General features: G+C 69.3%; 10 protein-coding genes. 7 read left to right on the forward strand and 3 right to left on the reverse strand.

Features of this window, described 5'->3' with window-relative positions:
• The first annotated feature begins 166 nt into the window (after positions 1 to 166).
• Positions 167 to 487 carry an Hpt domain-containing protein gene (locus tag I53_RS05120; RefSeq protein ID WP_043347408.1) on the forward strand — a complete coding sequence of 107 codons (321 nt, stop codon included), beginning with the start codon at positions 167 to 169 and terminating at the stop codon, positions 485 to 487.
• 134 nt (positions 488 to 621) lie between these two features.
• Positions 622 to 942 (forward strand): 2Fe-2S iron-sulfur cluster-binding protein, encoded by a 321-nt coding sequence (locus I53_RS05125; RefSeq protein ID WP_043347410.1) that lies wholly within the window; start codon positions 622 to 624, stop codon positions 940 to 942.
• 213 nt (positions 943 to 1,155) lie between these two features.
• Here the strand turns inward: I53_RS05125 and I53_RS05130 are convergent, their stop codons facing one another.
• Positions 1,156 to 2,331 carry a VWA domain-containing protein gene (locus tag I53_RS05130; protein WP_043347412.1) on the reverse strand — a complete coding sequence of 392 codons (1,176 nt, stop codon included), beginning with the start codon at positions 2,329 to 2,331 and terminating at the stop codon, positions 1,156 to 1,158.
• Positions 2,332 to 2,666: 335 nt separating this feature from the next.
• On the opposite strand from I53_RS05130, the gene I53_RS05135 reads away from it, so the two are divergent.
• On the forward strand, positions 2,667 to 3,074 hold the full coding sequence (locus I53_RS05135) for a hypothetical protein (RefSeq protein WP_043347415.1): 408 nt from the start codon (positions 2,667 to 2,669) through the stop codon (positions 3,072 to 3,074).
• Positions 3,075 to 3,106: 32 nt separating this feature from the next.
• On the opposite strand, the gene I53_RS05140 is transcribed toward I53_RS05135, so the two are convergent.
• Together I53_RS05140 and I53_RS05145 are read right to left on the reverse strand one after the other, a co-directional pair.
• Positions 3,107 to 4,153: a helix-turn-helix domain-containing protein gene (locus tag I53_RS05140; RefSeq protein WP_051044678.1), complete on the reverse strand. Its 1,047-nt coding sequence runs from the start codon at positions 4,151 to 4,153 to the stop codon at positions 3,107 to 3,109.
• A gap of 643 nt (positions 4,154 to 4,796) precedes the next feature.
• The gene (locus I53_RS05145; RefSeq protein WP_043347418.1) at positions 4,797 to 6,641 is read right to left on the reverse strand and encodes a cation:proton antiporter; all 1,845 of its coding nucleotides are present in this window, start codon (positions 6,639 to 6,641) and stop codon (positions 4,797 to 4,799) included.
• 314 nt (positions 6,642 to 6,955) lie between these two features.
• Between I53_RS05145 and I53_RS05150 the strand changes: the two genes are divergently transcribed.
• The 4 genes from I53_RS05150 to I53_RS05165 form a co-directional block, all read left to right on the forward strand.
• On the forward strand, positions 6,956 to 8,215 hold the full coding sequence (locus I53_RS05150) for a hypothetical protein (protein WP_043347420.1): 1,260 nt from the start codon (positions 6,956 to 6,958) through the stop codon (positions 8,213 to 8,215).
• Positions 8,212 to 8,853 carry a hypothetical protein gene (locus I53_RS05155; RefSeq protein WP_043347422.1) on the forward strand — a complete coding sequence of 214 codons (642 nt, stop codon included), beginning with the start codon at positions 8,212 to 8,214 and terminating at the stop codon, positions 8,851 to 8,853. The genes I53_RS05150 and I53_RS05155 overlap by 4 nt, the downstream gene beginning before the upstream one ends.
• 230 nt (positions 8,854 to 9,083) lie before the next feature.
• Positions 9,084 to 9,935: a MoxR family ATPase gene (locus I53_RS05160; protein WP_043347425.1), complete on the forward strand. Its 852-nt coding sequence runs from the start codon at positions 9,084 to 9,086 to the stop codon at positions 9,933 to 9,935.
• A 62-nt stretch (positions 9,936 to 9,997) separates the two neighbouring features.
• Positions 9,998 to 10,645 (forward strand): 3-hydroxyacyl-CoA dehydrogenase NAD-binding domain-containing protein (locus tag I53_RS05165; protein ID WP_251982228.1); only part of this gene is annotated, 648 nt, incomplete at its 3' end.

The raw sequence follows: 10,645 nt of genomic DNA on the forward strand, positions 1-10,645 counted from the left end.
GCCCCAGAAAACGTTAACCGAATGGTTACCGCGCCCGTCGCTCACCGCGTCCACCATCCTGCCGCACGGGAGGGGTCCGGCGCGATCCCCACCCGGCGAATCAGGGGGTGAATTGTGTGGATCAGATCCGCAATCCCCGACGAATCCGGATGCCGGGAGCCCGAGCATGCAGGCCATCGACCCCGCGGAACTGGACGCCCAGACCGGTGGCGACGCCGAGCTGGCCCGTGAGGTCCTGGATCTGTTCGCCGGCCAGTGCCGGTCGATCCTGCCGCGCCTCGCCGACCCGGCCGTGCCGCGGGACGCGCGCGCCGACCTCGCCCATACCCTGAAGGGCTCGGCCGCCGGCGTCGGGGCCGTGCGCGTGCGGGCCCTGGCGGATGCCGCGGAGGCGCGCCTGCGGGACGGCACCGGGCCCGTGCCGGTCGACGACCTCGCGGACGCGGTCGCGCAGGCGCTGGCGGAGATCGCGGAGGCCCGGGCCTGACGGGGTCGCCGCAATGCGGCGATCGATCCGGGACCGGTGTCTAATGCCGCGCTTGCATTCCGCGTTTCCAGCCGCCAAGCAGGCACGCCGCCCGTCGGACAGAGTGCGCTCGACGCGAGCCCGGAGCCCCCAGCATGCCCAAGATCACCTACGTCGACCACGCCGGGACGGAGCGGACCGTCGAAGGCAGCGTCGGCGCGACCGTGATGGAGACGGCTCTGCGCAACAACGTGCCGGGCATCGACGCGGAGTGCGGCGGCGCCTGCGCCTGCGCCACCTGCCACGTCTACGTCGCCGACGCGTGGATCGAGGTGGTCGGCAAGGCCCAGGACATGGAGCAGGACATGCTCGACTTCGCCAGCGACGTCCGCGAGAATTCCCGCCTGTCCTGCCAGATCAAGATCACCCCGGCGCTCGACGGACTCGTGGTGACGACGCCGTCCCAGCAGGGCTGACAGGCCCTCCGATCGCGGAGCGGCCGGGCCACGATGTCGCGGAGCGTCCCGATCCCCGCACCCTCATCCTGAGGCGCCGGAGCGCAGCGGAGGCCTCGCAGGAGCCCTCCAGTCAGCGCCGCGATCCCTCGCGCCCGCCTTCGAGGCCCGCAGACGCGGGCACCTCAGGATGAGGCCGCGGATCGGCGCGACGAAGCCGAGGCATACCGAGCCTCACCGCACCAGCGCCCGGGCCGCCGCGTCGAGCCCGTCCAGGGTGAGGGGGAACATCCGGCCGGCGATCAGCCGCTGCATCATGCCGATCGACTGGGTGTAGCCCCAGTGCGTCTCGGGCACCGGGTTCAGCCACGCCGCCTTTGGGAAATGGTCGAGGAGCCGCTGCATCCAGACGGCGCCGGCCTCCGCGTTCCAGTGCTCCACCGAGCCGCCCGGCGTCGCGATCTCGTAGGGGCTCATCGAGGCGTCGCCCACGAAGACGAGCCGGTAGTCGCTGCCATAGGTGCGGATCACGTCGAGCAGCGGCGTCTGCGCCTCGTGCCGCCGCCGGTTCTCGGTCCAGACCGCCTCGTAGGGGCAGTTGTGGAAGTAGTAATGCGCGAGGTGCTTGAACTCCGAGCGCGCCGCCGAGAACAGCGCCTCCGCCTGCTCGATGTGCCAGTCCATCGAGCCGCCGACATCGAGGAACAGCAGCACCTTCACGGCATTGCGCCGCTCCGGCCGCAGCTTCACGTCGATATAGCCCTGGCGGGCGCTCGCCCGGATCGTACCGTCGAGGTCGAGTTCCTCGGCCGCCCCCGTCCGGGCGAAGCGGCGCAGGCGCCGGAGGGCGAGGCGTAGGTTGCGCGCGCCGATCTCGCGGTCGTCGTCGAGATCCTTGAATTCCCGCTTGTCCCAGACCTTCACCGCCCGGAAGTTGCGGTTCCCGTCCTGGCCGATCCGGATCCCCTCGGGGTTGTAGCCGTAGGCGCCGAAGGGCGACGTCCCGCCGGTGCCGATCCATTTCGAGCCGCCCTGGTGGCGCCCCTTCTGCTCGGCGAGCCGCTGCTTCAGGGTCTCGAACAGCGTGTCCCAGCCAAGCGCCTTCAACTCCGCCTTCTCGGCCTCGGTCAGGTACTTCTCGGTGAGCTTGCGCAGCCACTCCTCGGGGATCGCCGCGGGCTCGACCGCCTCGCCGAGGGTCTGAAGCCCCTTGAACACCGTGCCGAACACCCTGTCGAACCGGTCGAGATGCGCCTCGTCCTTCACGAGCGCCGTCCGCGACAGGAAGTAGAACGCCTCGACATCGTGCCCGGCGAGGCCCCGGTCCAGGGCGCCGAGCAGGATGAGGTACTCCTTCAGGGAGACGGGGACCTTGGCGTCCCGGAGGGCCGTGAAGAACTGCAGCAGCATCCCGGGAGAACGCGCCAGCCGGGCGCCCGGGTCAAGCCCGCGCGAATCGGCCAAGGCCGCGCCGGGCGGCGCAGGACTTTCTGGGCCGGATTTCGAGTCTTCGGCGATGGTCGACAAGATTCATCGTCGTCGACGCGGCCGGATCTCGGGCCGAAGCGAGTCTCTCCGGGCCGATGGGACTCATAACCTGGGTATAAGTTGTCGAATCTGTTGATATGTGCCCGGACAAGCCTCGCCCGGTCACTCAATCGGTCATGGGAATCGCTCAACTCGGGGCATCGAGTGTGTGCGGACGCGGCGACGCGGTCCGGACCGGACTGGCGAGGAGACCTGCGATGGCGGTCATCCTGCGGAATCTGACGGAATTCAAGCGGTTTCTCGGGAAGCCGGGGGCGACGATTCAGCTGGTGCGTAACACCTTCATGGATCGCCAGCCGGAGGCGACCCGGGACGCGTATCGCGACAAGGGCATGTATGCCCCTCGGGCGGTGCAGGCCCTGTCGCGCAAGGCGGCGGTCTTCACCCTGCGCGGCTATCCCGGCACGGTCTGGCTCTACTGGGACAAGGGCGCCCGCGGCTGGCGCTTCTCCGGCGACACCGTGACGGTGCCCCTGGTCACCGGCCTCGGGCCGGCCGACGAGCTGGTCTACCGGTGCAGCTTCGCCGACGGGTTCGAGCCGGCGCCGCGCAGCCGCGTGACGCGGCGGCCCAAGCACGAGGACGCGCAGCCCGCCCTGATCTGACGGCATCGGCGGCTTGCGCGCACCGGCCCGCTTCAGGCCATGCCGGCCGCCGCGGCGGCGCGTGCCGCCCGCGTGAGTCCGGACGCGACCTTGTACTCCGTCGGCGTCTGCCCGAAGCGCTCCTTGAAGCGGCGGGAGAAGTGCGCCTGGCTGGCGAACCCGCATTGATACGCGATCAGGCCGACCGGCACGACGCCGTTGACCGGATCGGCCAGCTTCGCGTGCGCCAATTGCAGACGGCGCTCCCACATCCAGTCCATCAGTGCGATGTTCTCCGCGCTGGCCACCTCCTGAAGCCGGCGGACCGAGATATTGAGCGCGGCCGCGACATCGTTGATCGACAGGCCCTCGACGCCGATATGGTCGATGATGAAAGCCCGCGCCCGGCTCAGGATCGCGGCGCCGCCCAGGGACCGGGGCGCGTCGGACTCCACTTTCTCCGCAAAGCCGGCCGCGATGAGTTGGACGGCAATCGCAGCCACGCGCGCCTGGCAGGCCGGATCGAGGGTTGCGCCGTGCTTGATCAGCGCGGACAGGTACGAGACGATGATAGGAAAGCTGGTCTGCGTCGCGTCGATCGACAATCCCGTCAGGCACCGGGGCGGCCCCATCGCCAGCTCCAGCACGGCCCGCGGGATGAAGACATTGATGATATCCAAGCCTTCAGGATGGGCACCCAGGAAGGGCTGAGTGTTGTCCAGGAGCGAGATCCCGCCGGTACTGGATCGATGGTATTGACCGTGATCCAGATTGAAGGTCCGCTCCGACGCCAGGATGACGAGATAGAAATCGTTATCCGACGATCGGATGTGAGACCGCGTCCGGACCATGGCGTGGGGCGATCCGACGTAGTGCGCGATCGTGAGGCTGTCGACGGTCAGAGTGTTCAACGCGGCGCGAAAGTTCTTTCGCTCCAGATCGACAAACTCGAAACTACCGAACATGGTTCGGCATGCCTCAATCCAGTAATCGAAACGCGCCTGGAGCGGCACCGCGTCCGTATTCATCCGCACGGTCGCGTATTCTGATATGTCCCGATCACCGCCGACCCGCGGAAATCGGCCGTCCCCCTCATACATCGCGACCTCGCTCGACGCCGCACGCACGGATCGGCGGGAAGACCCGGATCGCGAGCCGGTCTTGCGCCGCCGGTTGAACGTTACGTGACGCGCAGAACATCAGGAGACCGCTTTTAGCCATCACGGGCTTCACCTCGCATCAGACGCGCACCGGTCGAATGCCGCAATCCTACATGGCGAAATCTTGAGCCAATCTCACCTGCAATCGCACCGCGCCTTCAGAGGCACCTGCGGGCGAAGACCAAAGTCGCAGGGGTCGGATCGATTTCAGGCAAACAAAGAACTACTTAGGCAAATATTCCATAATATCACATTTGAACATGCGACCCCTAGCAGCACGCACTACAGACTTCACGCGAAAAAAATTTGGCGCCGCTTTCTGTTCGAATCAATCACATCGAAAGATTTCGACGTCTCCTGCGCCTGCCGGCCGCCGCCGCAGCACGACTTGGCTGAAGCTGGGAAGCGGCCGGGGTTGGACGCGGCAGGACCCGCAACCGGGCCTGGGACAGCCAGGCAGTCGTGATCCTGCCCTTGGTCGGGCGGCGGAATCGGCACGCTCTCCGGTTCCGCAGACGGACAGCGGACGCGCTACCGCGGCGGCGCCCCGCTGGTTCGGCAGGGCTGCGGCTCACGCCTCCTGTCACGCCTCCTGGCCGGCCGCCTCCTGGCGCTCGGGCTCGCGCTTGGCCGGCGGCTTGCCCAGAGCCTTGCCCACCGTGCGGCGGGCACGGAAGATCGGCTTCGCCTCGTTCTCGCGCTTCTTCAGCAGGGTCCGGTACTCGTCGCGCCGCTCGTGGATCGACGCGATGACGAGCCCCATCGGGACGCCGACATCGACCAGCACGGCCTCCGAGAGCTGCAGGGAGGCCTCGATCGTCTCCGGCACCGCGTCGTCGACGCCGAGTTCGTAGAGGGACGACGCGTGACGGGCGTCGCGGGCACGGGCCACGATGGTCAGGTCCGGCCGCTCGGCCCGGGCCGCCACCACCGCCGCCTCGACGGCGCGCGGGTTGTCCAGGGTGACGACCAGGGCCCGGGCCGTGGCGATGTCGCAGCGGCGCAGCATCTCGGTGCTGCCGCTGTCGCCGAAATAGACCGGCGCCCCGGCGCGGCGCTGCTCGGCCACCCGCGCGGCGTCGGAATCGAGGGCGAGGTACGGGATCTGGTGCCGCTCCAGCATCTCGCCGACCTGCCGGCCGACGCGGCCGAAGCCCGCGACGATCACCCGGTTGTCCACCCGCTCCGGCACCGGCTCGGCCTTGGCGGCGGCCTGGGCGCTGGCCGTCGCCCGCATCTTGAGCCGGCGGCCGACGGCGGCGAGCGCCGGGATCATGATCATGGTGACGGTGGTCACCACGAGGGCGGCCGCGCCGACCTCCTCCGGCACGAGCCCGGTGGCCATGGCGCCGCCGATCAGCACGTAGGCGAACTCGCCGCCCGGCCCGAGCAGCAGCGCCGTCTCCAGCGCCACCGGCCGGGGGATCTTCAGGACCGGAGCCGCCATCATCACCACGGCGGCCTTGATCAGGACCAGCGCCAGGGACAGTCCGAGGATCGCGCCGGGGCTCGCCATGAGCTGGGCCGGGTCCAGGTTCATGCCCACCGAGACGAAGAACACGCCGAGCAGGAGGCCCTTGAACGGGTCGATCGTCGCCTCGATCGCCCGGCGGTACTCGGTCTCGGCCAGCAGAAGGCCGGCCACGAAGGCGCCGAGCGTCATCGACAGGCCGCTCGCCGCCGCGGTGAGCGCCGTGCCGACGATGACCAGCAGGCAGGCGGCCATGAACAGCTCGGTGGAGCGCGTGCGCGCCACCAGCTGGAACAGCGGGCGCAGGGCGAGGCGGCCCGCCACCACGATCAGGACCAGCGCGATCGCCGCCTGCCCGAGCGCCATGGCCAGCGCCCAGCCCTTGTCGCCGCCGTCGTCGCGGCCGAGCACCGCGATGGCAAACAGGACCGGCGCCACCGCCAGATCCTGGAACAGCAGGACCGCGAAGCTGGTGCGGCCGGTGGGCGCGTTCAGCCGCTTCTGCTCGGCCAGCACCGGCAGCACCACGGCGGTGGAGGACAGGGCGAGGCCGATGCCGACGATCGCCGCGCCGGTGAGCGGCACGCCGAGCCCGTACAGGATCGCCCCGAGGATCAGCGCGGAGCAGCCCACCTGCAGGGAGCCGAGGCCGAAGACCAGCCGGCGCAGCACCCGCAGGCGCTCCCAGGACAGCTCGATCCCGATCATGAACATCAGGAAGATCACCCCGAATTCGGCGAGGTGCGCGATCTCGGCCCGGTTGCCGATGGTGAAGAGGTGAACGGAGGGATAGGTGTCGGCCAGCCGGCCGAGGCCGAAGGGTCCGAGCAGGGCGCCGGCGCCGATGAAGCCGAGCACCGGCGAGATCCGCAGGCGGTGGAACAGCGGCACCACGATGCCCGCTGTGACGAGGAACAGGATCGCTTCCTTGTAGGAGCCGGCATGGACCTCTGGCATCGGCGGCGGATCGAACCTCGTCTCTCGGGGCTGCGGGGGGACGCCGATCACGGCTTCGCGATCATGGGTCGTCGCTGTGCTGCGGGCAACCGCTTTCAGGCCGGGAACAGGCCGGCGCAGGTGCGCTCCGACACAAGCCGGATACATCGATCGGGTGAGACATTTCCGCCACCGGGGCGATGCTGCGGGCGATCACCCGGTGGATGTGTACGGCGGGTGTGTGCAACGCGGCTCAAAATCGGCACAATGGGCGCATACACGCCTGAGTTAACCGGGGGTTAAGCTCGGCCGGGCCCTGCCCGGAACTGGACCGGATGGATGCGACGAGGCCGATGATCTCCATCAAATCGATATTCTCCGGTCCGACAGCGCCCCCCAGCCGCGATCGCGAGCGCGAGAAGCGCGAGTGGAAGCTCGAGTCGGACCGCTGGCGCCACCAGCGCCACGTCGAGAAGGGCTACCGCATCAAGTGGGGCTACGTGGCAATCGCGTACCTCGTCGAGTTCATGGTGATCGGCGCCTCGCTCTGGGGCGCGTGGCTGTTCGCCGGCGTCTACAGCGACGGCGACTGGCACGCCTTCTACTTCATGCTGCTGGCGCCCCTGGTCTACGCCGCGGTGGAGCTGTGCCGGGTGCCGCTGGGCATCCTGGCGCGCACCCAGCGCTCGCATTTCGTGCGCGGGCTGGCGGTGCTGGGCATCATCTTCGCGGCGGGCGTGACCACCAAGTCGGTATCGCAGCTCGGCGAGATGATGTTCCATCCCCGCCTGATGGAGGCGGCCCGGACCAAGACGGCCCTGAAGGACGCCCAGGCCGACCGTGCGACGATCGGCGACCGCATCAAGGCGGCGGACGAACGCGTGGCCCAGTACACGGCCGAGCTCGACCAGATCGAGAAGCGTTCCGCCGACAACGCCCAGCAGCTCGCCGGCCTGCCGGCCCAGCGCTGCGAGCGCGTCTTCGGCACCAACAGCAAGGGCCGGAAGTACCAGAACCTGAAATGCGTGGCCGACCCCCGCGTCGCGGCCCTGTCGCAGGGCGTCGCCAAGGCGTCGGCCGACCGCGCCGGGATGATCAAGGACCTGGAGGAGGCCCGCAAGGCGCGCGCCGCCCTCGATCCGGGCGCCGCCGACCGCCGCGTAGCCGATGCCGAGCAGGGCTACCGGAACGCGGTCAACCGCTCGCAGCTCCACTCGTTCACCGCCATGGTCTACGGCGTCGATCCGATCGACGTGACCGAGAGCCAGGTCCACGCCTTCCTGCGGATCTTCGTGTTCCTGCCCGCGGTCTGCGCCGCCTTCGCGTCGACGATCCTGGCCCTCTGCGCGGTCTCGACCCGCCGGACCTTCATGGACGAGGACGACCTCGGCGCCGCCGTGAACCCGGAAGCGGCGCCGTACATGCTCGACGCGATCGCCGACGCCCTGCGTTCGAACCCTGAGCCGATCCTGCCGCGGGCCGCCAACGCCTCGGGGGCGGTGATCCCGATGAACCGCCCGGCGCAAGGCCAGCAGGCGCTGCCCAACCAGGCCCATCCGGGCCAGACCCTCCCTGCCGCTGGAGCCGGCGCATGAACTACGTCGCGAGCGGGACCCCCGAGAATATCGCCCTCGCCCAGCAGGTGAATTCCCGCCTGCGGGCGGATTCGAGCTACGTCGCCGCCCGGGCCTTCCTGTTCCGGGCGCTGGGTTTCGGCGCCTTCGCGTGCCTCGCCGGGATCGGCATCGGGGCGGCGGCCTATGGCTGGGCGACGCTCAACCAGTTCGACACCGCGGCGGAGAAGATCGCCGCCGCCATGCAGGCCGCCCTCTCGGACGTGACCCTGAAGACCAAGGGCGAGGTCACGCTGACCGACAACGTCTTGAAGCTCGAAGGCCTGCCCAAGGCATCCGCGTCGCCGACCCCCACCAAGGCGCAGCTCGGCAGCGACGCGGCCCCGGCCTCGAAGGCGACGGTGAACACCACCTTCACGGTGTTCAAGCAGGTGCCCTATCTCGACGGGCAGATCGTGACCGGCTGGAACTTCAAGGACAGCGCCGACCAGCCCTACCAGCAATATTGCTACTTCTCCCGCCGCACGGCCGAGGCGAAGGGGCAGGTCGAGATCAAGATCGACCTCGCCATGGACGGCAAGACCCTGCCGCAGCCGCAGAAGTCGGACGTGAACCTGGAGATCCTGGCCCGGAACTGCGTCTGGCACGAGAAGGGCTGACCAGGTCCCGAGGTTGAGCTCGGATCTCCACCCTCATCCTGAGGTGCCGGAGCGAAGCGGAGGTCTCGGAAGAGGCCTCCATCCGGCCGCGCGTTCCCTAAAGCCTTCCTGTGGGGCCCGCTGACGCGGGCGTCTCAGGATGCGGACGCGGGTCGGATCCGGCGCCGCGCTTGCGGCCCGGCCGCGCGCCGCGTTACCCCTGGGCTCAAGCCCCTCTCTCCGAGACCGCGATGCGCTTTTCCGGAACCGAGACCTACGTCGCGACCCCCGACCTCACCGCGGCGGTCAACGCCGCCGTGGTGCTGGAACGCCCGCTTCTGGTGAAGGGCGAGCCCGGCACCGGCAAGACGGTGCTGGCCGAGGAGATCGCCAGGGGGCTCGGTGCGCCGCTGATCGTCTGGAACATCAAGTCGACCACCAAGGCGCAGCAGGGTCTCTACGAGTACGACGCGGTCTCGCGCCTGCGCGACTCCCAGCTCGGCGATCCCCGGGTCTCGGAGATCGGCAACTACATCCGGCGCGGCAAGCTCTGGGAGGCGTTCACCGCGCCCGAGCGCCCGGTCCTGCTGATCGACGAGATCGACAAGGCCGATATCGAGTTCCCCAACGACCTCCTCACCGAACTCGACCGGATGGAGTTCCACGTCTACGAGACCGGCGAGACCGTCAAAGCCGTGCGCCGGCCGATCGTGATCATCACGTCGAACAACGAGAAGGAGCTGCCGGACGCCTTCCTGCGCCGCTGCTTCTTCCACTACATCAAGTTCCCCGACGCCGAGACGCTGCAGCGCATCGTCGACGTCCACTATCCGGGCATCAAGCACCGCCTCGTCGAGGAGGCCCTGCGGACCTTCCTGGCCTTGCGCGAGGTGCCGGGCCTGAAGAAGAAGCCTTCGACCTCGGAACTGCTCGACTGGCTGAAGCTCCTCGTCTCCGAGGACATCGCCCCCGAGACCCTGCGCGAGCAGGACAGCCGCAAGCTGATCCCGCCCCTGCACGGGGCGCTCCTGAAGAACGAGCAGGATGTCAGCCTCTTCGAGAAGCTGGCCTTCATGATGCGCCGGGACCAGCGCGGCGGCTGAATTCGCGTGAAGACCCGAGGACTCCCGCCAGAGGAGCCCGGGACAGGGACGGAGCGTGCGGCATGGGCGAGATCGCGATCGTCGGCGGCGGCGTGATGGGGCACGGCATCGCCCTGGTGCTGGCGCTCGGCGGCCACGGCGTGCGGATCACCGACACGTCACCGGAGACCCGCGCGCGGGTGCCCGGCCTGATGGAATCGGCGCTGGCCACCCTGCAGGAGGCAGGGGCCGCGCCCGCGGGCTGGGATGCCGGGCGACTGGCACGGGCCGTCCGGGTCGAGGCGGCGCTGGACGCGGCGGTGGCGGGCGCCGGCCTCGTCATCGAGGCGATCACCGAGAATCCGGAGGCCAAGCGCGCCCTGTTCGCCGAGCTCGACCGGCTCTGCCCGGCCGACGCGATCCTCGCCAGCAACACCAGCTATCTCGACGTGTTCCCGCTGATCCCGGAGGCCCGGCAGGCGCGGGCGCTGATCCTGCACTGGTACACGCCGCCCTACATCGTCGACCTCGTCGACGTGGTCCCGGGGCCCGGCACGGATCCGGCGGTGGTCGCCGCCATGGCCGACCTCGTGCGCGGCCTCGGGCAGGTCCCGATCGTGCTGAAGCGCTTCATCCCCGGCTACATCGCCAACGCCCGGCCGATGAGGCGGCAGGCGGATGTGACGGCGGATGTGACCGGGGATGCGCGGAGGGCGCTTCGGGTCGCGTGC

This window comes from Methylobacterium sp. B1 (genome assembly GCF_000333255.1).
GTDB lineage: Bacteria > Pseudomonadota > Alphaproteobacteria > Rhizobiales > Beijerinckiaceae > Methylobacterium > Methylobacterium fujisawaense.

Coding starts and splice junctions, on each gene's coding strand:
- I53_RS05120 (WP_043347408.1), top strand. CDS start 167: ATGCAGGCCATCGACCCCGCGGAACTGGACGCCCAGACCGGTGGCGAC.
- I53_RS05125 (WP_043347410.1), top strand. CDS start 622: ATGCCCAAGATCACCTACGTCGACCACGCCGGGACGGAGCGGACCGTC.
- I53_RS05130 (WP_043347412.1), bottom strand. CDS start 2,331: ATGCTGCTGCAGTTCTTCACGGCCCTCCGGGACGCCAAGGTCCCCGTC.
- I53_RS05135 (WP_043347415.1), top strand. CDS start 2,667: ATGGCGGTCATCCTGCGGAATCTGACGGAATTCAAGCGGTTTCTCGGG.
- I53_RS05140 (WP_051044678.1), bottom strand. CDS start 4,153: ATGTATGAGGGGGACGGCCGATTTCCGCGGGTCGGCGGTGATCGGGAC.
- I53_RS05145 (WP_043347418.1), bottom strand. CDS start 6,641: ATGCCAGAGGTCCATGCCGGCTCCTACAAGGAAGCGATCCTGTTCCTC.
- I53_RS05150 (WP_043347420.1), top strand. CDS start 6,956: ATGGATGCGACGAGGCCGATGATCTCCATCAAATCGATATTCTCCGGT.
- I53_RS05155 (WP_043347422.1), top strand. CDS start 8,212: ATGAACTACGTCGCGAGCGGGACCCCCGAGAATATCGCCCTCGCCCAG.
- I53_RS05160 (WP_043347425.1), top strand. CDS start 9,084: ATGCGCTTTTCCGGAACCGAGACCTACGTCGCGACCCCCGACCTCACC.